An 18966-nucleotide genomic window follows, 5' to 3' on the forward strand; every position below is an offset into this window, starting at 1 on the left:
AACAAAAGCGGATCAAACTTGGCTCAAGGTTCAAACGAATTATACTGTGATACTCCGAAGAGTATCGCTGTGTTCGTCTGCCTTGATATTTGGTGACTTGTCACCCTCATCGGCAAACGCCCACATGAATTACCTGATCAAATTGTTAAAGAGCGGTTTCGCTTGAAGAAAGTATCGACTCGATGACCGGAGCCGCTTGCCTCAGCGAGGAAGGCGTATTCTACGCATTTCCTGGTGTTTGTCAAGGGCGTTGTTTTCGATGTAAAACCTGCCACATCCAAAACCGCTAACTACCTGACAAACCGAAGGTTTTCACCTTCGTGCACCGCTGGTAACGCTTGGCGTCCCCGGCAGCGGATGCGTACTTTACGGATTCGCTGCCGGTTGTGCAAGGCCTTTTTGCAAACAGGCTGAAAAAGTTTCAACCGGCTCTGATTTAGTGGTGCAAAGCTTCGATGCCACCTTGTTGGCAGTTACACTTAGCGCCATGCATGCCCCGCCCACTTATTATGAGGTCCATGATGAGCCAGCATCTGTTGACAGTCGATTCATTAAATCGCGCGAGCGTTGACCACCTTTTGCGTGTGGCCGCACGCATGGAGCCCATTGCCAGCCGCCGCCAGGTAACGCGGGTGCTGGAAGGTGCGGTGCTGGGCAACCTCTTTTTCGAAGCCAGTACCCGTACCCGGGTAAGTTTTCATACAGCGTTTTGTCGGTTGGGCGGCAGCGTATGCGATACAACGGGCTTTACCTTCTCCTCCATGGCCAAGGGCGAGTCACTTTACGACACCAGCCGGGTCATGAGCGGCTACTGCGACGCGATCGTGATGCGTCACCCAGACCAGGGGTCGGTTGCCGAGTTTGCTGCCGCCACTAACGTACCGGTCATCAACGGCGGTGACGGCCCGGGCGAACACCCGAGCCAGGCGCTGCTGGATCTCTACACCATCGACAAGGAGTTTCAGCGTCTGGGCAAGTCGCTTGGTGGAGCGCACATTTTACTGACCGGCGATCTCAAGTACGGGCGTACCGTGCACTCGCTGATAAAGCTGCTCTCTTTATACGATCCGCTGCGCATCACGCTGGTGTCACCGCCCGGGCTTGAAATGCCGACGTCCTTGATCGATCTGGTCACAGCCCGCGGGCATCAGGTAGAGGTGCGCGATCATCTGGCGACGGATTTCAGCGATCTGGACGTGGTGTACACTACGCGGATTCAGAAAGAGCGTTTTACCGAAGAGATGAACGAGAGCTTCAAGGGCGTCTCGGATGACTTCATGGTCAACAAGGCGTTTCTGGATCAGCGGTGCAGCGATTCGACCATCGTGATGCACCCGCTGCCTCGCGACAGCCGTGCCGGGGCCAATGATCTGAACGTGGATCTTAACGGCGACCCGCGCCTGGCGATCTTCCGCCAGACCGATAACGGCATCCCCATGCGGATGGCTATCTTTGCCACGCTGCTGAAAGTCGATGAACTGATCGAAAAGGATATGCGGCCCGTACGCTGGTTTGTACCCAGCCAGCTTGGCACGCTGGACCGTTAAGCGTTAATAGATAGCGCGCCCATCGGGAAGGCCTTCCTGATGGGCAAACCAGCCCTCCAGAATCAACACCGCTGCAATGCCATCCACGCTCTCTTCACGATAGTTGCCCCGGTGCCCGGCATCGCGGGCGATCTGCTTGGCTTCGCGGGTGGAACCGCGCTCGTCGACCATCACGCACGGCTTGCCGTAGCGCCCATGCAGGCGGTTACCAAACTTGCGCGCCCGCTTGCTCATCTCCGACTCGCTGTCATCCATATTGAGCGGCAAACCAACGACCAGAAGGTCTGGCTGCCACTCCTTGAGCAGTTGCTCTACTTTATTCCAGTCAGGAATACCGTCACGCGCGGTAAGCGGGGCAAGCTCACGAGCACTTCTGAGCAGCTCGTTGCCGACAGCCACGCCGATGCGCCGCGTGCCGTAGTCAAAGGCAAGAATCAAACGTTGGCCAGCTGCTGCCATCAGGCGTGCCCTGCGTCTCGTGTCATCAGATTGAGATCAACCCCGAGCAGCCCGGCCGCCGCCGTGAGACGCTCGGCAGGCGGCGTGCTGAACAGCACGTTGGCCTCGCCCTCCACTGTCAGCCAGGAGTTCTCCTTGAGTTCGTCTTCCAACTGACCCACTTCCCAACCCGCACAGCCCAGGCAGACCAGAAAATGTTCGGGGCCCTCACCGTTGGCCAGCGCCTGAAGGATATCCATGGAGGTGGTCAGCGCGATGCCGTCCTCTACCTGAACGCTGGAATCCCACGCCTGGCTTTCGCCAAGGTGCAGGATAAAGCCGCGGTCCTTGTGCATCGGCCCGCCGTAGTAGACCGGCGCATTGCGATGCGGACTCTCGTCACCGCCAAGCTCCAGCTGATCGAACAGTGCATCCAGGGTAATTTCCAGCGGGCGGTTGGCAATCACCCCCATGCAGCCGTTGTGATCGTGGTCGCAAAGATAGATCAGGCTGCCCTCGAAATTGGGGTCGTCCAGATGGGGCATGGCCATCAAGAAGTGGTGTTTCAGACTTTGCATGCGGCTCCTACGGCCTGCCGACCCTGCCGGCAGACCTTTATATCAGTAGTGAATCAGGCGTTCTGGGCGGTGCTCAGGCGGCGTTCGATGGCGTCGAGCAGCAGTCCGGCAATGTCGGTGCCGCGCTGATCATCGATCTCGCGCACGCAGGTGGGGCTCGTCACGTTGATTTCGGTGATGTAATCCCCGATCACATCAAGCCCCACGAACATCAGGCCCTTTTCACGGATCATGGGCTGGACCTGCTTGATCAGCCAGTGATCGCGCTCGGTCAGTTCGCGCGCCACGCCGCGCCCGCCGGCAGCCAGGTTGCCGCGGGTCTCGCCGGCCGAGGGAATGCGCGCAAGGCCAAAGGGCACCGGCTCACCATCGACCAGCAGAATGCGCGTATCGCCATCCTTGATCTCCGGCAGGTAGCGCTGAACCATGATCTGACGCTGACCGCGCAGTGTCAGCTGCTCGATGACGGCGCCGATGTTGCGCCCATCGGGACCAATATGAAAAATGCCGGTACCGCCCATACCGTCCAGCGGCTTGAAAATCACATCGCCGTGCTCGGCGTGGAAAGCGCGCAGCACATCGTCGCGGCTGGCCACCAGCGTCGGTGTGCAGCACTCGGGGAACTGCTGGGCAAACAGCTTTTCGTTGCACTGTAGCAGTGCAGCGGTGGGGTTCACGACCAGCACGCCATCAAGCTCGGCAAAGCCCAGAAGATGTACTGCGTTGGTGAAATCCGCATCCACCGGCGGGTCCTTGCGCATCAGCACCACGTCAAGCTCGGCAAGCGGGCGGTGGGTGGGCTCGCCCAGGTCGTACCAGTGCTCGGGGTCGCGATGAACCGTCAGCGGCCGCATGCGCGCGCAGGCCTGCCCCGCGTTCAAGAAAAGATCTTCCTGCTCCATATAGTGCAGGGTATAGCCGCGCTCCTGAGCCGCCCACAGCATGGCCAGGGTAGTATCTTTCTTGTAAGCGATGTCGCTGATGGGGTCCATCACGACGCCGAGATGCAGATTTGATTGACTCATCGGGGCAAATCCATACATGAACAATAGGTAAGCAGTATGCCGCACTGCCTGGCCGGCTCCAACCGTTGGCGCCGTTACGGGGCAAGCGCGCCTGGGTTCAGGCGTATTGCATCCGGTGCCAGGGTAATCAGTTGCTGCTTGTAGAGCCGCCCGATGGCCTGCTTGAACGCACTCTTGCTGACCCCCAGGCGCGCCTTGATGTCGTGGGCCGAACTCTTGTCGCCCAGCGGCAGGTAGCCTCCGCTTTCACGCAGCGCCTTGAGTATCTTCTCGCCGACTACGTCCAGGCGCGCAGCTCCCGGCGGCAGCATGGAAATGTCCAACCGGCCATCATCGCGGCGCTGCTTCACGTAGCCGGTGAGTGACTGCCCGCGGCGCAGCGGTTGGCTGATATCGTCCTGATAGATAAGCCCCCAGTAGCGATGATTGACCACCACCTTCATGCCCAGGTCAGTACGATCGGCTACCACCACGGCCACCTCGTCGCCCTGGGCCAGCGCCCAGGCGTCATCGGTCAGAAAACGGTCAAGGCGCATGGTGGCCACCGGGCGCCCCTGGTCGTCTTCATACAGCTTGACCAGCACACGCTTGCCCGGGTCCGGGCGAAATATCTGCTCGCTGTAGGGCAGCAAGACGTCCTTGGGCTGCCCCCAGCGCAGAAAGGCACCGGTGTTGTTCACCGCCGTCACCGTCAGATACGCCACTTCGCCTATCCGAGCAGATGCGTCACTGGCAGCGCGAGGGGGAGTCGTTGATTCACGGACCATGGATACCGTCCTTAAAAAATGAACCTGCATTATGGCGCCAGAAGCGCACAGGGCAAAGCAATAGCAGGCTCACCACAACCTGCTACGCTCAAAACATCAGCGGAATTAGCCTACAGGGACAGCACATGGAAGGTTTTACGCTCGTCGACATGACAGTCTTGATCGTTTATATCGGTCTGATCGCCTGGATCGGCTCACGCTTTGGCAAGGATCAGCATAGCCCGGAAGACTACTTTCTGGGCGGGCGCAAGATTCCCGGCTGGGCCATCGGCCTTTCGGTGATGGCCACCCAGGCAAGCGCCATCACCTTCATCGGCGCCCCCGGCTGGGGGTTCGAAGGCGGGCTTGAACGGCTGGTCACGTTCATCAACGTGCCCCTGGCGATGATCGTGCTGATCATGGTCTTCGTGCCGGTATTTCACCGGGCAGGCATCTACAGCATTTATGAGCTGCTCGAGCGCCGCTTCGGCCCGGCCACCCGCACACTGAGCGCTCTGCTGTTCTTGATCGCCCGAGGTCTTGCGACCGGCGTGGTGCTGTATGCGCCAGCACTCGTGCTTTCGGTGGTCACCGGATGGAGCGTCAACCTGACCATTATCATCATGGCGGTGCTGGCCATCAGCTACACCGTGCTGGGGGGCATGAGTGCGGTCATCTGGACCGACGTCATTCAGATGTTCGTGCTTTGGCTCGGGGCGCTTTTGAGCATCTTCCTGCTGGTGACCAGCCTGCCCGGCGGCTGGAGCGACGTGTTCGCCTTCGGTGCACAAAGCGGCATGTTCAATGCCATCGACCTGTCGCTCGACCCCAGCGTGACCTATTCGCTATGGGCAGGCCTGCTGGGCGGCTTCTTTCTTCACGTCGCCTACTTCGGGACCGACCAGAGCCAGATTCAGCGCGTGCTTTCGAGCCCTTCCGTACTCGATGCCCAGCGCTCGCTGCTGATCGGCGGCTACCTGTTGATTCCCCAGATGCTGCTGTTTCTGTTTATCGGCGTCATCCTGGCAACCTACTATCAGCAGCACGGCCTTACGCCGCCGGAGGACTTGAACGAGCTGCTGCCTCGCTATGTGGTCAACGCCTTCCCTACCGGCATGGCTGGACTGGTCATCGCGGGCGTGTTTGCCGCGGCCATGTCGAGCCTCGACTCGGCGCTCAATTCGCTGTCAGCGGTGACCGTGCGCGACTTCTACAGCCGCTATATCAAGCAGGACGCAAGCGACTCCCACTACCTGAAAGCTTCGCGGCTGGCCACGGTCTTCTGGGGGCTTTACGCTACCCTGTTCGCGTTTTTTGCTGGCAACCTGGGGCCGGTGATCGAAGCGGTCAATCAGATCGGCTCGTGGTTCTACGGCGCGCTGCTCGGCACCTTCCTGCTGGCGATCTTCAGCCACCGCTCCAACGCGCGCGGGGCGGTAACCGGGCTGATCGCCGGCATGCTGGCCGTCTGGTCGGTCTCCAGCCTGCTGGATGTATCATGGCTTTATAACAACACCATCGGCGTCGTGGTGTCGGTATCCGTCGGCTACCTGGTCAGCCTGACTAGCACCGCCCCACGCCCCGAGCAACTCTCCCACGTCATCATCGAAGAAACCGCCCCGGACATGCAGGCCATTCTTGCCGCCCGAAGTGCCAACGCTCCAAAAATAGGCCGAGAGGCACGCCTGACCAGGCGCCGCTGTATCGGCCTGTTTGTCTGGTTTGTAGTGATGCTGGGGCTGCTGGCCCTGCTGCAGGGGTGGGCCAATGGCTGAGCGCCTGACACTTTCCCGCCAGCTTGATGAGCACGCCGCCCGGCGTCGGCTTGGTCGGCTGGGCGCCACCACCCTGGAGCCTGCCTGGATGGCCCTGTGGGCCGCCCCGCTGGGCATGACGGGAAAACCACCCGGCGCGTGGCTGCTGGGTGCAAGAGAGATGCAGCGCGCGCTGCTGCTGACCGGCGCCGAGCTGCCCGTTCAGGTCGAGCGTCCCGATACGGGCATTCAATTGACCGGTGCCACTGCGCCCACGCCTGAAGCCACGCAACGACTCTGGCTATGGGAACGTATGGCCACACCCAGGCTATGGCGTATCCAGGCGCTGGATACGCCACCCACGCCGGTATGGCTACCCTGCTGGCTGGGTTACCGCGCGGGGCGAAAGCATCAGCTCACGGTGATCAGTGGTCTGTCAGGGGAAGTGCTCTCCATGATCAAGCCGCTGGTGCTTGCCGGGCTTGAACGCGCCCATGACCACGCCCAGGCAGACACCGAAAAGACGCTGCCCGCCGGATGACGCAGGAAAGAGAAGACAAGGTTAGTAAGCGCTTACAAATCGCCGAAGTAGTGCTGAAGAAGGGCCAGCGCCACCACTGGGGCTGTTTCGGTACGCAGCACGCGCGGCCCCAGCGTCAGCGGCGTGAAACCTGAGGCTTGAGCGGCACTGATGTCCGCCTCGGTCAGCCCACCTTCCGGGCCAATCAGCAGTGCTGCCGACGCCGGGCGCTCGGCGTGATCGAAGGCGTTGCCGGTGGCCAGGTGCAGCATCAGCCGCAGCGGCTCCTGGCGGTCCTTCAACCACTCATCGATTCCCAGCGGCGGATGCACCACCGGCACGACAGCACGGCCGCTCTGCTCGCAGGCACTGGCCGCAACGGCCTGCCAGTGGGCCAGCTTCTTGGCTTCACGGTCGCCTTTCAGGCGTACATCACCCCGCTCGGTATACAGCGGGGTAATGGCGGCGACTCCCAGCTCCACGGCTTTCTGGATCGCATAATCCATCCGGTCGCCCTTGGAGATCGCCTGGCCCAGGTGAACGGCCAAGGGAGACTCACCCGCCCCCGGCCATACCGCATCCACCGTAGCGGTGGTGTGCTTGCGGCTCACCTCCGTCAGGCGAACGCCGGCCTCCTGGCCCTGGCCATCGAACAGCACCAGCGGCGCGCCCTCGCCCATTCGCAGTACGCGGGTGACGTGGCGCGCCGGACCTTCCGGCAGCTCCAGCGCCTCGCCTACCGTGAACGGTACCGGCACATACAGGCGGGGCATCTTGCCATGCTGGGCATACCAGTCGTTGGCCTGCATGCTTAGTGAGTGCTTGCTTCGGCTTGTTGCTGCGCTTCGCGCTGCTTGCGCTGGGCGTACATGGCTTCGAAGTTCACCGGCGCCAGCATCAGCGGCGGGAAGCCGCCACGGTTGACCAGGTTATCCACGCACTCACGGGCGTAAGGGAACAGCAGATTGGGGCAAAACGCACCCAGGGTCTGCTCGAGCTGCGCGCCTTCGATACCCGAGATACGGAACAGGCCAGCCTGCTCGACTTCCGCCAGAAACGAGGTAGTGCCGGTCTCGCTGTCGTTGACCTGGGCGGTGACCTTCACGACCACTTCGTACTGGTCGTCGGCAATCTTGGTGCTGGTGGTGTTCAGATCCAGGTTGACCTTGGGCTTGAACGCCTGCTTGAACACGGACGGCGAGTTGGGCGCCTCGAAGGAGATATCCTTTACATAGATACGCTGCAAAGAGAACTTCAGCTGGGGCTTGTCATCAGACGCGCCAGCGCCCGCCTGCGGGGTGTTGTTATCTTCCGCCATGGAAAAACTCCTCGTTGTTCATTGAATAGATAAAAGGCGCAACTGCGCTTACTTCTTGACGACCGGGAGGCTATCCGCTTGCCACTGGGCCATGCCGCCTCTCAGTTTGGAGACACGCTCGAACCCGGCCTTGGCCAGCTTGGTCTGAACCGCACCGGCGCTCTGGCCATGCTTGCACACCACGATGATCGGCTGACCCTTCACTTTATTCAGCTCGTGCATGCGGCTGTCGATATTGGCCTGCGGAATGTTGCGTGCCCCGGCGATATGCCCAGCCTTGAACTCTTTGCTCTCGCGGATATCCAGCACGACCGCATCTTCGCGGTTGATGAGCTGGGTCGCCTGCGTGGACGTTACCGCATCAGTGGAAGCACTGCGCATTTCATAGGCAAGCCACGCGATCAGTACCAGGAAAAACGCCCCCACCAGCAGTGGGTGGTTCATTACGAATTCGTACAGCTGATCGATCATCGCGAACTCAATCTCTTGGTCTATGCAGAAAAAAGCGGCGAAGCCGCCGTCAAAACGCGACAAGTATACACGTCACAAGGCATCCCGCGCAGGCCTTGGTCATGACGCCCGGCAGTTGCCTACGTTATGATGCCCCAAGCGTGCGCCCGTCGCGACCCCCAAGGCATTGTCTACAAGGCAGGAGTCATACGCCCGAACTTTTTAAACAACGCCTTCGTCGCCAACAGCGCTTTCTTTTTGCCGCCTGGTCTACACAACCCAACGAGGTTCTCATGGCTACTTCTACCCCGCGCCCCGTTGCGCTGATCATCCTTGACGGCTACGGCCACAACCCGGATAGCGCCCACAACGCGGTGGCCTCTGCCCATACGCCGGTGATGGACGATCTATGGGCCAACCGGCCCCACGCCTTCGTGCACACCGACGGAGGCCACGTGGGCCTTCCCGATGGCCAGATGGGCAACTCGGAAGTCGGCCACATGAACCTCGGCGCCGGACGCATCGTCTACCAGGACTTCACGCGGATCACCAAGGCGATTGAAGAAGGCGACCTGGACGTGAATGAAAACCTGACCCAGCCCATGGATGAAGCGATTGCCCACGGGCGCGCCGTTCACCTGCTGGGCCTGCTCTCCCCCGGCGGCGTGCACAGCCACGAAGACCACTTTATCGCCATGGCGGAACTGGCGGCCCGGCGCGGCGCCCAGCGCATCTTCATTCACGCCTTCCTGGATGGCCGTGACATGCCGCCGCAAAGCGCGCTGGCTTCCATTGAACGCGCCAATGCTCGCCTCGCCGAGCTGGTAGGCGCCGACAACGGCTTCGTCGCCACTGTCATCGGGCGTTTCTACGCCATGGACCGCGATAACCGCTGGGAGCGCGTCGAGAAAGCCTACCGCCTGCTCACCGACGGCCACGCCGAGGTGTATGCCACCAGCGCCGAAACCGCTCTGCGCGACGCCTACGATCGCGGCGAGACCGACGAATTCGTTGCCCCCAGCAGCGTACTGCTCGACGATAACCCGGTCACGTTGCAGGACGGTGACGCGGCGTTTTTCATGAACTTTCGTGCCGACCGCGCCCGCGAACTCACCCGCGCGCTCGTGGAGCCGGACTTCACAGGCTTTTCACGCAAGGCCCGGCCCGCGCTTGCCGGCAAGGGGCTGGTAATGCTGACCCAGTACGCCGCCGACATTCCGGCGCCGGCCGCCTTTCCCCCGTTTGATCTGAACGACACCCTGGGCGAAGTGGTGGCCAAGCGCGGACTCAAGCAGCTGCGCATCGCGGAAACCGAGAAGTACCCCCACGTGACCTTCTTCTTCTCCGGTGGGCGCGAGGCGGAGTTCGACGGCGAGACGCGCATTCTGCTGCCCTCGCCGCAGGATGTCCGCACCTACGACGAAAAGCCCGAGATGAGTGCCTACGAGATTACCGAGAAGCTGGTCGAGGCCATCGACGCGGGGCAGTTCGACCTGATCGTGTGCAACTACGCCAACGGCGACATGGTCGGCCATACCGGCGATTTCGACGCGGCGGTAAAAGCCATCAAAACCGTGGATATCTGCGTGGGCCGGGTGGTAGCCGCCATCGAGCGTGCCGGCGGCGCCTGCCTGATCACCGCCGACCACGGCAACGCCGAGCAGATGGTGCACCCTGAAACCGGCGCACCGCAGACCGCCCACACCACCTTCGTGGTACCGCTGGTATACGTGGGCGAACGGGAAGGAGCGCTTGACGAGGGCCGCCTGTGCGATCTGGCGCCGACGCTTCTTACCATGATGGATCAACCCGTTCCCGAGGCAATGACCGGGAAGCCGCTGATCCGCTTCAACGGATGACAAGGCTTGCCCTGGCGCTCGGCGCGCTGCTGGTCTTGCTCGGCTCGACACCCGCCCTTGCCCAGCCGGATGAGGGCGCGGCCCGGGCGCAGCTGGATGCGCTGGGTCAGGAGATCGAATCGCTTTCCGGGCGCTTGAGCGCCACCGGCCAGGCCCGGGACAGCGCCGAGCGCGAGCTGCAAGGCGTGGAAACCGAGCTTGCCCAAACCCACCAGCGTCTGGATGCCCTGCAGGCCGAACGGCGCCAGGTGGATGATGAAATGACCCAGCTGCGCCAGCACCGCGACCGCCTGGAAGGCGAGCGTTCAAGCCAGTATGCAGCCCTTGGCCAGCAGCTGGCCGCGCTCTACCGGCTGGGCCCCACGCCTCAGCTCAAGCTCCTGCTCAACCAGGGCGACCCGGCCGAGCTTGACCGCATGCAGGCCTACCTGAACCGGTTTACCCAGGCGCGCAACCGGCGCCTTGCCGATATTGCCCGGCTGGATACCGCCCTTGCCGACACCGAACAGGCCCTGGATGAGCGCCAGACGCGCCTGGCAAGCCTTGCCGACGAGCTCGACACCCAGCGCGCCCGGCTGGTTGAACGCTCTGAAGAGCGGCGCAGCGTGGTAGCCACCCTGGACGACCGCTACGGCAGCGAAGCCGATCGGCTGGCGGATCTGAACGATAGCCGCGAGCAGGCCGAGCGCAAGCTGCGCGAAATTCAGGCCGAGCTTGCCCGCCTGGATGCGCCCACGCCCACCACCAATATCGTGCGCACCCAGGGCGATCTGCCCTGGCCGGTTCAGGGCGATATCACGTCGTCATTTAACCGTCGTGACGGGGTTCACTATAATGGTATTGTCATACAGGCCGGTGCTGGCACCCAGGTAGCCGCCGTGCATAGCGGACGGGTGGTGTTTGCCGACTGGATGCGCGGATTTGGCAACCTGCTGATTATCGATCACGGTGACCAGATCATGACACTCTACGCCCACCTTCAGCAGTTCAGCGCACGCCCCGGCCAGCAGGTCAGCCGCGGTGATGAAATCGGCCGAGTGGGAGATAGCGGTGGACAATCCCGCGCCGCGCTCTACTTTGAAGTACGTCAGCGTGGTGAACCCATCAATCCTCAGCGTTGGATTGCGCGCCGCTGACGGGATAAGCTGAAACGTATTAACAGCCAACTTAGGGTAGCGCCTTACGCCTGCCTATCGCCTTGCGGAGTCTGCATGACGCCATCTGTTACCCACATATCGGCCCCTGCCAAGCGCCTCTTGGCCGCCCTGCTACCCATTGCGCTGCTGTCGGCCCCGCTACCGCTGCTGGCCCAGTCCGCAAACCAGGCCTCCGCCGACCTGCCGCTTGAAGAGATTCAAACTTTCGCCGAGGTGTTCGAGCGCATCAAGCGCGGCTATGTGGAAGAGGTGGACGACCGCACGCTGCTGCGTAACGCCATGCGCGGCATGCTCAGCGAGCTGGACCCGCACTCCGCCTATCTCGATGAGGAGGAGTACCAGAGCCTGCGCGAGTCCACCCAGGGCGAGTTTGGCGGTATCGGTATCGAAGTGGGCATGGAAAACGGCCAGCTGATGGTGGTCACCCCCATCGATGACACCCCGGCCTCACGGGCGGGCCTGCTCTCGCGTGACATCATCATCGCCATCGACGGCACGCCCACCGACAGCATGTCGCTGCAGGAAGCCGTGACCATGATGCGCGGCGAGCCGGGCAGTGAACTGCGTATCTCGGTGCTGCGCTCAGGCGAAGAGACCCCGCGTACCTTCACGCTGAACCGCGAAGTGATTCGCAGCGAAAGCGTCAAGCACGAGCTTCTCGAAACCGGTTATGGGTACCTGCGCATCAGCCAGTTCCAGTCGCGCACGCCGGAGCAGGCACGTCAGGCCATCGAGCGCATGCAGCGCGACGCGCCGCTTGAAGGCCTGATTCTGGATCTGCGCAACAACCCCGGCGGCGTGCTGCAGGCAGCCGCAGGGGTAGCCGACCTGTTTCTGGATAGCGGTCTGATCGTGTATACCGAAGGACGGCTGGCCGATACGGCCATGTCGTTCTCGGCATCAAGAGACACGCCGGCCGGCGACGTGCCGTTGGTCGTACTGATCAACAGCGGCAGCGCCTCGGCTGCCGAGATCGTCGCCGGTGCCCTGCAGGATCAGCGGCGCGGAGTCATCATGGGCACGGACAGCTTCGGCAAGGGTTCGGTCCAGCAGATCATGCCGCTGGGCAACGGCGAAGGGCTAAAGCTCACCACCGCGCTCTACTACACGCCCAACGGCCGCTCCATTCAGGCCCAGGGCATCGAGCCGGATGTGGAAGTGGTGCGCGGCCGCCTTGAGCTTGCAGAAAGCCGCCTTGAGCTGCGCGAATCCGATCTCGACGGCCACCTGGGCGCCCAGCAGCCGGCATCCCAGGCGCGACAGTCTGCCTCGGAGCGGCTGCGTGACGACTACCAGATGAGCGAAGCGCTCAATCTGCTCAAGGCGCTTAACGTGGTGGACCGCCGCCGCCGTTAACGGCAGCTAAGCGGCAGGCGCCCCCGCTCTCCGGTCGCCTGCCGCATGACCACGCGTTTCACAGGGCTTAGCCGGTTCATGCCGCTCATGCCCAGATTGCGCGCCAGGGTAAACACCGGCATGCGCGAACCAAACAGCTCCCTGAAGCCCTTCATCAGCCCCAGCATGGCAGTGTTATCCAGCCGACGGCGGCGCTCGTAGCGGCCAAGCGTGCTCAACTCGCCCCAGGGCGCCCCGCGCGACCAGGCATTGATCACCTCCTCGGCCAGCACAGCGGCATCCATCAGTCCCAGATTCACCCCCTGCCCGGCCAGCGGATGAATGCTGTGCGCGGCATCCCCCACCAGTGCCAGGTGCGGTTTGACGTACTGCCGGGCGTGGCGCTGTACCAGCGCAAACCGGTAGACGCGATCGCACACGCTCACCTCGCCCAGGCGATGGCCAAACGCCTCGCCAAGCGCTTTGCCAAGCGCCTCGGGCGCAAGGCCGGCGAGCGTTTCAGCGTGTTCCGGCGTGGTCGACCAGACAATCGAGCAGTAGTGCGCATCGCCCTGAACCGTCAGTGGTAGAAAGGCCAGCGGGCCGCCTTCCATGAAGGCCTGACGGGCGCTGCCGCCATGTACCTGGGTGCATTTGACCGTCGTCACCACGGCTTCCTGGCCCATGTCGTCACTGGCCACGTCTATCTCCGCCAGATCGCGCAGCGTCGAGCGCGCCCCATCCGCCGCCACCAGCAGCGGCGCATGCACTCCCTGCCCGTCATCCAGGGTCAGCCAGCGCCCGGTCGCGGTGGTCTGCAGCGCCTTGATGGCGGTGCCAAAGAAGCACGTCACCTTGGGGTGCTCGAGCACAAGGTCGTTCAGAGCCATCTGGGTAATAGCGTTTTCGACAATATGCCCCAGCACCGCCACCCCGGCCTCGTCGGCGGAAAAATTGATCTCGCCGCTGCCTTCGGCATCCCAGACCTGCATGTAGCGATACGGGGTTACCCGCGCACGGGCCATGGCCGGCCAGGCGCCCAGATGGGTCAGCAGACGCTGGGATACCGGCGTCAGGGCGCTCACCCGCGCGCCGATCTGTGTGTCATCGAAGCCCTTCCACTGCAGCGGCTCTGCCTGCGCCTCCACCAGCGCCACCTGCATGCCGGCCTGGGCCAGCAAGGCGGTCAACGCCGTTCCCACCACGCCGGCCCCTACCACAATGACGTCAAAGCGTTTTGCCGGGTCCGTTTTCGTTGCAAGCGTATCCATAGCATTCCTGTATCAGGTGAAGGATTGCGGTTCGAGCAGCGTCTTAGCGCTCAAGCCCCATTGCTCGGCGCGCCAGACCGCGGCGCAGCGGGCCGAACAGGTTCAGACCGATCAATCCGGCCGCCCGGGCGTGGGGCAAGAGTGGCAGCGATTGGCCAAACAGACGCACCAGACCGTCGCTGAAGCGGATCACATTGCCACGGTCACGCGCACGCTTGCCCTCAAAGGCCAGCAGCGTCGTCATATCGCCAAGTGGCCGGCGGGCCTGTTCGCCCTGCTCAAGCGCCTCTACCAGATCCATGATGCCGCGTAGCGCCAGATTGAATCCCTGCCCCGCCACTGGATGCAGCGCGTGAGCGGCATTGCCCAGCACCGCCAGCCCCGGGCGCACAGGCTCCTTGGCCGTGACCAGCGAAAGCGGGTAGCTGTAGCGCTTGCCCGCCCGGGTAAAGCGCCCGACGCGGTCCCCGAACGCGGCTTGAAGCTGGGCAAGAAACTCGCGTTCGGGTAGCGCCATGCGCGCCTGCTCCTCGCCGCTCGGGTGCGTCCAGATCAGCTCCATCGCCTGGCCCGGCAGCGGTAGCAGCGCCATGGGGCCCTCCTGGGTAAAGCGTTCGTAGGCAACGCCCTGGTGCGCCTGACTGATCCCCACATGGGCAATCAGCGCCGTCTGCTCGTAGGAGTTGCGTCGGCTGCTGATGCCCAGCTGCTCCTTGAGCCCCGAGCGCCCGCCGTCAGCCAGCACGGTCAACGGCGCGCGCAGCTCGCTGCCGTCAGAAAGGCGCAGGTAGTGGCCACCCGCTTCCGGCGAGAGCTGCTCGACCTTGGCCGGGCAGAACCACTCGACGGGCAGGGTTCTCAAGTGGCGATGAAGCACCTGCCCCATCCAGGCGTTGGGAATCACGTGCCCCAGCGCCTCCACGCCAAGCTCCTGGGCATTGAGACGTGTAGCGCCCAGTCGGCCGCGCTCGCTGATATGAATCTGCCGGATAGGCGTGGCCTCTTCCTGCATGGCCTGCCACACGCCCAGCTGGCGAAAGCGCTGGGCCGAGCCTTCGGCAATGGCGCTTGCCCGAGCATCGAAGCTCGGCTGCCAGCGCTTGTCCAGCGCGGCATCATCCAGCGGTGCCGCCTCGATGATGGCGACTTTCCAGCCATAGCGCTCGATCAGTGGCGCCAGCGCGCAGCCCAGGCTGGCGCCGACCAGCCCCCCTCCTACGATGACGATATCGTGGGTCATCGCCCGCGGTGGCGTCTGCTCGGACTGCTGCATTGGCTTCTCCTGCTTACCCATCAATATTTCGTAATGGCGTAATGTAATTTACATAAATATGCTGATAACATGTTTTGACTGATTATTTATTGACCATCAACGCTTCAATTTCCGCCACTTGCTTGGGCGCCTTGGCGGTCAGATTTTCGTGTCCATCCCGGGTAACCACCAGGTTATCCTCGATTCGGATACCCATTCCGCGGTAGGCCGCGGGAATATCGTCTTCGTCGGGAATATACAAACCGGGCTCGACGGTCAGCACCATGCCTGGTTCGAGTGGGCGCGCCGTCTGTTCATCCAGGCGGTAGGTGCCCACATCGTGAACATCCAGACCCAGCCAGTGGGACGTGGAGTGCAGGTAGAAGCGCCGATAGCGTTGATCATCGATCAAAGCCTGCAGGTCGCCTTCCAGCAGGCCGAGGGCCATCAGCCCGGCGGTCAGATCCTCGACCACGCCCTGATGGATATCCGCCAGGGTAGCGCCGGGCCTGACCGCAGCAACGGCGCGCTCCTGGGCATCGAGCACGACCTGGTAGAGCGTGCGCTGGGCATCGCTGAACCGGCCAGCCACGGGGAAAGTGCGCGTAATGTCGCCAGCATAGAGCTCGAACTCGGCGCCGGCATCGATCAGTACCAGTGCGTTATCCGCCAGCACCGCGCGATTTTCAATATAGTGCAATACGCAGGCGTTCGCGCCGCTGCCCACGATGGTGCTATAGGCCGGGCCACTGCCGCCTTGCCAGACAAATTCATGCTCGAGCTCGGCCTGCAGCTGGTACTCGAAAAGGCCCGGGCGTGACGCTCGCATGGCGCGCACGTGTGCTTGTGCCGAGATCAGCGCCGCGTGGCGAAGCAGGGCGATTTCCGCTTCGCTCTTGATCAACCGCATGGCGTGAATCAGCGCGCTGACGTCCAGCCAGCCCTTGAGCGGCGCCCGCCCGCGACGAAGCCCCGCCTGGGCGGCCGCCAGGGCCTCTTCGGCGATGCCTTGGGCCTCGGTGTCTTGAAGCGGCAGGTAGAGCAGCTCGCGGCCTTCCAGCAGGGCAGGCAGCTGTACTTCGCGGTCGGTATTTTCGAACGCCTGCTCGATACCGTGCTCGCGCTCGACGCCCCGGGCACCCAGGCGGCGGCCGGTCCAGGCCTCCATGGTAGGGTCGCGGTCCTGGCAGAAAACGACGCTTTCTCCGGCCTCACGACCCGGCAGCAGCACCAGCAGCGCGTCGGGTTCGACAATGCCGGTCAGGTAATAGAAGTCGCTGTTCTGGCGAAACGCATATTCACTGTCGTGGGAACGCGTGACAAGCGCAGCGCCGGGCAGCACCACGGCAGCATTGGCAGGCACTTGTGCCATCAGCGCTTCGCGGCGTGCGCGGTACTCGTTTACCTCGATGGCCGGGGGCCGTGGCAGTAACTCGGGCAACATACAGCCTCCAAAGCTTAGTGGACGGGTGCGTCGGTCTGCTCGACCTGGGGCTTGCCGGGGTGCTGCTCGGTATACAGCAGCATGGCGGCCATGCGCGCATGCTCGGTCAGGGCAAACAGATCGTTTTCGTTTTCCGGGCTGTCATCGATATCGGTTTCGATCCGACTGAGCGCTTCCAGGTCGTCGATCGACTCGCGCAGCGCCTGGGACCAGCGCTCACGCAGCTCGCTGTCGACCACTTCATCGACCACCTCGATAAAGCCCAGCGTCCACTCCTTGAGCCCTTGGGCCTGCTCGGCCAGCGAGAAAAGCTCGTCAGGCAGCAGCGGGGCATAGTTCAAATCGCTGGCACTGAGTGCTTCCAGGGTCTGCTTGCGCCAGCCCAGCAGGCGTTCGGCGCTCGCTTCATCGCGGGGCTGCTCGACGCCCAGACTTATGCACACCTCTTCAAGCCAGGCCTGGGGAGTAACATCGCGCAGGGCCAGAAGCGCACATAGGCGGCCGTCCAGAAAGGCGGGCGACTGCATGCTGCCGTGAAGCAGAAAAACATCGGCAACGTCAGAAAAATCCTGGCGTTCATCGATCAGTGACATAGTGATAGCTCGCTGTGTAAATGGATCATACGTTAATGTGCCGCGGATACTTGCGCGTTGACCCCGCGCAAGCGCCTCTCTTATAGTGAGCGACGATAGTTTTTCCTATGCCATGATGTTAACGCATTGGGCCCCTCGCTGGCCCGCGCCGGAGCTTTTAATGAGTAACGCCAAGCGGCCAACGAAAGAGATCACCCTACTCGGGCGCAGCTACATGATCGCCTGTGATAAAGGGGAAGAAGCCAAGCTTGAGCGCGCGGCACGCTATCTGGACCGTGCCATGAACGGCATCAACGCCCAGAGCGGCACCCTGGGCAGCGAGCGCGTCACGCTGATGGCGGCGCTGAACATCACCCATGAACTGCTGGAAGCGCTCGACGAACACCGCGCCAGCGAAGCCAACCTGAACCGCCTGAACGACCGCTTAGAACGTGCCTTGACCAAGGCGCGGCAACCTTAGTTAACCTTTTATTCAACACTTTGGTATAAGCCGCAGCTCTGGTAGGATAGCGGGGTTCTCTGGGGTGTACGCCAGTCGTTATAGTCCCTCGAGCCTATGCGCAGTACCCAGGGGGCCAAATGCTAGCCAGGCCCGTGTGCATGTCCGTGCGTCGGAAAGCCTGACGGTCTGGCTGCGGCCACCCACTCTGAACCAGTAGGTTCAGGGCCAGAACGACAGCGGCATTCTGGGGAACACTCACTTTATGCAAAGCCTGCACGACCCTGACGCCAAGCGCGCCCTGCGCCGTCAACTGCGCCGCAAGCGCTCAGCTCTCTCTAGGGACGAGCAGCGCCAAGCCGCGCTCGATCTCTGCCTCAATCTCAAGCACCTGCCCGAAATTCAGCGCGCCCGGCGCATCAGCCTGTATCTGCCGGTCAATGGCGAGATTGATCCCACGCCGCTTTTATCCTGGTTTCAGAAACGTAACGTGGCGGTCTATCTGCCCGTTCTACGGCCGTTAAGCGACAATTCGCTCTGGTTTGTGGCCTATCATGCGCGCACGCCCATGGTGAAAAACCGCTTTGGCATTCTTGAGCCCGACACCCGGTTTGCCGCCCAGCGCCGCAACCGCCTGCCGGCCTGGGCGCTGGACACGCTGATCGTGCCGCTGGTGGGTTTCGATGGCCACGCCAACCGCATGGGCATGGGGGGCGGCTTTTATGATCGCAGCCTGGCCTTCATGCGCCGAGGCGGCCCGGCGCCTAACCTGATCGGCGTGGCCCATGCCTGCCAGCAGGTAGAAGCGCTGCCCGTGGAGCCCTGGGATGTGCCGCTCAGTGCGGTGGTGAGCGATGAGGCCGTGGTGCGAGCGAGCAAAAAAAAGAGCTGACCTTGATGAGGTCAGCCCGTATCGCCCTGCGGTAAATAGCGGCAATGCCTGAGCGTTTGGGTTAACTCCCCGATAACGCCTGGGCATAGCCAGTGGCCAGTACGCCCAATAGAAACACCACTGTCAACGCCATTACCATATCAGGCTTTTTCCGCCGCATGCCGACTCTCCAACACCTTGCGCCCTTGCACTGACGTATCACCCGGCTCATTTGGCAAGGGTGACGCGCCTCATCAATTTCGCTGACGACTATAGGGCTTTAAGGGTCTGGATGACAACTGCAAAACCGGTAATTTTTTAAGCCTATTTAAACCTTTTGATGATGTTCAAGCGCTCGGCACCTCTTGG

Annotated in this window: 19 protein-coding genes and 1 other RNA gene; 9 read left to right on the forward strand and 11 right to left on the reverse strand. The window is 62.4% G+C overall.

Annotated features, from left to right (window positions below):
* Nucleotides 1-521: 521 nt before the first annotated feature.
* Entirely contained in the window at nucleotides 522-1547 is a 1026-nt protein-coding gene (gene pyrB / locus B0H98_RS08000; RefSeq protein WP_106374547.1) for an aspartate carbamoyltransferase, read from the forward strand.
* Between the two features lie 3 nt (nucleotides 1548-1550).
* Here the strand turns inward: pyrB and ruvX are convergent, their stop codons facing one another.
* From ruvX to B0H98_RS08020, 4 genes are all read right to left on the reverse strand, one after another.
* Nucleotides 1551-2006: a Holliday junction resolvase RuvX gene (gene ruvX / locus B0H98_RS08005; RefSeq protein WP_106374548.1), complete on the reverse strand. Its 456-nt coding sequence runs from the start codon at nucleotides 2004-2006 to the stop codon at nucleotides 1551-1553.
* On the reverse strand, nucleotides 2006-2563 hold the full coding sequence (locus tag B0H98_RS08010; protein ID WP_106374549.1) for a YqgE/AlgH family protein: 558 nt from the start codon (nucleotides 2561-2563) through the stop codon (nucleotides 2006-2008). Before B0H98_RS08010 ends, ruvX begins: the two co-directional genes overlap by 1 nt.
* Before the next feature lie 53 nt (nucleotides 2564-2616).
* Complete coding sequence (gshB, locus tag B0H98_RS08015; protein WP_106374550.1) at nucleotides 2617-3588, reverse strand: glutathione synthase; 972 nt, start codon at nucleotides 3586-3588, stop codon at nucleotides 2617-2619.
* A 74-nt stretch (nucleotides 3589-3662) separates the two neighbouring features.
* The gene (locus B0H98_RS08020; RefSeq protein ID WP_106374551.1) at nucleotides 3663-4355 is read right to left on the reverse strand and encodes a CvfB family protein; all 693 of its coding nucleotides are present in this window, start codon (nucleotides 4353-4355) and stop codon (nucleotides 3663-3665) included.
* A 125-nt stretch (nucleotides 4356-4480) separates the two neighbouring features.
* Here B0H98_RS08020 and B0H98_RS08025 point away from each other — a divergent pair, with 125 nt between their 5' ends.
* On the forward strand, nucleotides 4481-6109 hold the full coding sequence (locus tag B0H98_RS08025; protein ID WP_106374552.1) for a sodium:solute symporter family protein: 1629 nt from the start codon (nucleotides 4481-4483) through the stop codon (nucleotides 6107-6109).
* Entirely contained in the window at nucleotides 6102-6629 is a 528-nt protein-coding gene (locus B0H98_RS08030; protein WP_106374553.1) for a hypothetical protein, read from the forward strand. The genes B0H98_RS08025 and B0H98_RS08030 overlap by 8 nt, the downstream gene beginning before the upstream one ends.
* A 32-nt stretch (nucleotides 6630-6661) precedes the next feature.
* Here the strand turns inward: B0H98_RS08030 and B0H98_RS08035 are convergent, their stop codons facing one another.
* Genes B0H98_RS08035 through B0H98_RS08045 form a run of 3 tightly spaced genes read right to left on the reverse strand, consistent with a single transcriptional unit; the run spans nucleotide 6662 to nucleotide 8397 of the window.
* On the reverse strand, nucleotides 6662-7417 hold the full coding sequence (locus B0H98_RS08035) for a 16S rRNA (uracil(1498)-N(3))-methyltransferase (RefSeq protein WP_106374554.1): 756 nt from the start codon (nucleotides 7415-7417) through the stop codon (nucleotides 6662-6664).
* Between the two features lie 2 nt (nucleotides 7418-7419).
* The gene (secB, locus tag B0H98_RS08040) at nucleotides 7420-7926 is read right to left on the reverse strand and encodes a protein-export chaperone SecB (RefSeq protein ID WP_106374555.1); all 507 of its coding nucleotides are present in this window, start codon (nucleotides 7924-7926) and stop codon (nucleotides 7420-7422) included.
* Between the two features lie 48 nt (nucleotides 7927-7974).
* The gene (locus B0H98_RS08045) at nucleotides 7975-8397 is read right to left on the reverse strand and encodes a rhodanese-like domain-containing protein (protein ID WP_106374809.1); all 423 of its coding nucleotides are present in this window, start codon (nucleotides 8395-8397) and stop codon (nucleotides 7975-7977) included.
* A 272-nt stretch (nucleotides 8398-8669) separates the two neighbouring features.
* Here B0H98_RS08045 and gpmI point away from each other — a divergent pair, with 272 nt between their 5' ends.
* The 3 genes from gpmI (at nucleotide 8670) to B0H98_RS08060 (ending at nucleotide 12748) form a co-directional block, all read left to right on the forward strand.
* The gene (gpmI, locus tag B0H98_RS08050) at nucleotides 8670-10235 is read left to right on the forward strand and encodes a 2,3-bisphosphoglycerate-independent phosphoglycerate mutase (protein WP_106374556.1); all 1566 of its coding nucleotides are present in this window, start codon (nucleotides 8670-8672) and stop codon (nucleotides 10233-10235) included.
* Nucleotides 10232-11371: a murein hydrolase activator EnvC family protein gene (locus B0H98_RS08055; protein WP_106374557.1), complete on the forward strand. Its 1140-nt coding sequence runs from the start codon at nucleotides 10232-10234 to the stop codon at nucleotides 11369-11371. Before gpmI ends, B0H98_RS08055 begins: the two co-directional genes overlap by 4 nt.
* Nucleotides 11372-11446: 75 nt before the next feature.
* Nucleotides 11447-12748 carry a S41 family peptidase gene (locus tag B0H98_RS08060; RefSeq protein WP_106374558.1) on the forward strand — a complete coding sequence of 434 codons (1302 nt, stop codon included), beginning with the start codon at nucleotides 11447-11449 and terminating at the stop codon, nucleotides 12746-12748.
* On the opposite strand, the gene B0H98_RS08065 is transcribed toward B0H98_RS08060, so the two are convergent.
* The 4 genes from B0H98_RS08065 to B0H98_RS08080 all read right to left on the reverse strand — a co-directional run bounded on the left by B0H98_RS08065 (nucleotide 12745) and on the right by B0H98_RS08080 (nucleotide 17287).
* The gene (locus B0H98_RS08065) at nucleotides 12745-13998 is read right to left on the reverse strand and encodes a UbiH/UbiF/VisC/COQ6 family ubiquinone biosynthesis hydroxylase (protein WP_106374559.1); all 1254 of its coding nucleotides are present in this window, start codon (nucleotides 13996-13998) and stop codon (nucleotides 12745-12747) included. The two genes, B0H98_RS08060 and B0H98_RS08065, sit on opposite strands and share 4 nt — an antisense overlap.
* A gap of 43 nt (nucleotides 13999-14041) precedes the next feature.
* On the reverse strand, nucleotides 14042-15271 hold the full coding sequence (gene ubiH, locus B0H98_RS08070) for a 2-octaprenyl-6-methoxyphenyl hydroxylase (RefSeq protein WP_106374560.1): 1230 nt from the start codon (nucleotides 15269-15271) through the stop codon (nucleotides 14042-14044).
* An 82-nt stretch (nucleotides 15272-15353) separates the two neighbouring features.
* A complete protein-coding gene (gene pepP / locus B0H98_RS08075) occupies nucleotides 15354-16694 on the reverse strand; it encodes a Xaa-Pro aminopeptidase (RefSeq protein ID WP_106374561.1) in 1341 nt (446 codons plus the stop codon).
* A gap of 14 nt (nucleotides 16695-16708) precedes the next feature.
* Nucleotides 16709-17287: a UPF0149 family protein gene (locus tag B0H98_RS08080; protein ID WP_106374562.1), complete on the reverse strand. Its 579-nt coding sequence runs from the start codon at nucleotides 17285-17287 to the stop codon at nucleotides 16709-16711.
* Nucleotides 17288-17447: 160 nt separating this feature from the next.
* On the opposite strand from B0H98_RS08080, the gene B0H98_RS08085 reads away from it, so the two are divergent.
* The 3 genes from B0H98_RS08085 to B0H98_RS08095 all read left to right on the forward strand — a co-directional run bounded on the left by B0H98_RS08085 (nucleotide 17448) and on the right by B0H98_RS08095 (nucleotide 18618).
* Nucleotides 17448-17747 (forward strand): cell division protein ZapA, encoded by a 300-nt coding sequence (locus B0H98_RS08085; protein ID WP_106374563.1) that lies wholly within the window; start codon nucleotides 17448-17450, stop codon nucleotides 17745-17747.
* A gap of 53 nt (nucleotides 17748-17800) precedes the next feature.
* Nucleotides 17801-17984: non-coding RNA, 6S RNA (ssrS, locus tag B0H98_RS08090), on the forward strand.
* A 7-nt stretch (nucleotides 17985-17991) separates the two neighbouring features.
* The gene (locus B0H98_RS08095; RefSeq protein ID WP_106374564.1) at nucleotides 17992-18618 is read left to right on the forward strand and encodes a 5-formyltetrahydrofolate cyclo-ligase; all 627 of its coding nucleotides are present in this window, start codon (nucleotides 17992-17994) and stop codon (nucleotides 18616-18618) included.
* Nucleotides 18619-18966: the final 348 nt, after the last annotated feature.

This window comes from Vreelandella songnenensis (assembly GCF_003002925.1).
Classification (GTDB): Bacteria; Pseudomonadota; Gammaproteobacteria; order Pseudomonadales; family Halomonadaceae; genus Vreelandella; species Vreelandella songnenensis.

Coding starts and splice junctions, on each gene's coding strand:
- secB (WP_106374555.1), bottom strand. CDS start 7,926: ATGGCGGAAGATAACAACACCCCGCAGGCGGGCGCTGGCGCGTCTGAT.
- B0H98_RS08055 (WP_106374557.1), top strand. CDS start 10,232: ATGACAAGGCTTGCCCTGGCGCTCGGCGCGCTGCTGGTCTTGCTCGGC.
- pepP (WP_106374561.1), bottom strand. CDS start 16,694: ATGTTGCCCGAGTTACTGCCACGGCCCCCGGCCATCGAGGTAAACGAG.
- B0H98_RS08035 (WP_106374554.1), bottom strand. CDS start 7,417: ATGCAGGCCAACGACTGGTATGCCCAGCATGGCAAGATGCCCCGCCTG.
- pyrB (WP_106374547.1), top strand. CDS start 522: ATGAGCCAGCATCTGTTGACAGTCGATTCATTAAATCGCGCGAGCGTT.
- B0H98_RS08060 (WP_106374558.1), top strand. CDS start 11,447: ATGACGCCATCTGTTACCCACATATCGGCCCCTGCCAAGCGCCTCTTG.
- B0H98_RS08095 (WP_106374564.1), top strand. CDS start 17,992: ATGCAAAGCCTGCACGACCCTGACGCCAAGCGCGCCCTGCGCCGTCAA.
- B0H98_RS08020 (WP_106374551.1), bottom strand. CDS start 4,355: ATGGTCCGTGAATCAACGACTCCCCCTCGCGCTGCCAGTGACGCATCT.
- B0H98_RS08010 (WP_106374549.1), bottom strand. CDS start 2,563: ATGCAAAGTCTGAAACACCACTTCTTGATGGCCATGCCCCATCTGGAC.
- B0H98_RS08045 (WP_106374809.1), bottom strand. CDS start 8,397: ATGATCGATCAGCTGTACGAATTCGTAATGAACCACCCACTGCTGGTG.
- B0H98_RS08065 (WP_106374559.1), bottom strand. CDS start 13,998: ATGGATACGCTTGCAACGAAAACGGACCCGGCAAAACGCTTTGACGTC.
- ubiH (WP_106374560.1), bottom strand. CDS start 15,271: ATGCAGCAGTCCGAGCAGACGCCACCGCGGGCGATGACCCACGATATC.
- B0H98_RS08080 (WP_106374562.1), bottom strand. CDS start 17,287: ATGTCACTGATCGATGAACGCCAGGATTTTTCTGACGTTGCCGATGTT.
- B0H98_RS08085 (WP_106374563.1), top strand. CDS start 17,448: ATGAGTAACGCCAAGCGGCCAACGAAAGAGATCACCCTACTCGGGCGC.
- gshB (WP_106374550.1), bottom strand. CDS start 3,588: ATGAGTCAATCAAATCTGCATCTCGGCGTCGTGATGGACCCCATCAGC.
- B0H98_RS08025 (WP_106374552.1), top strand. CDS start 4,481: ATGGAAGGTTTTACGCTCGTCGACATGACAGTCTTGATCGTTTATATC.
- ruvX (WP_106374548.1), bottom strand. CDS start 2,006: ATGGCAGCAGCTGGCCAACGTTTGATTCTTGCCTTTGACTACGGCACG.
- B0H98_RS08030 (WP_106374553.1), top strand. CDS start 6,102: ATGGCTGAGCGCCTGACACTTTCCCGCCAGCTTGATGAGCACGCCGCC.
- gpmI (WP_106374556.1), top strand. CDS start 8,670: ATGGCTACTTCTACCCCGCGCCCCGTTGCGCTGATCATCCTTGACGGC.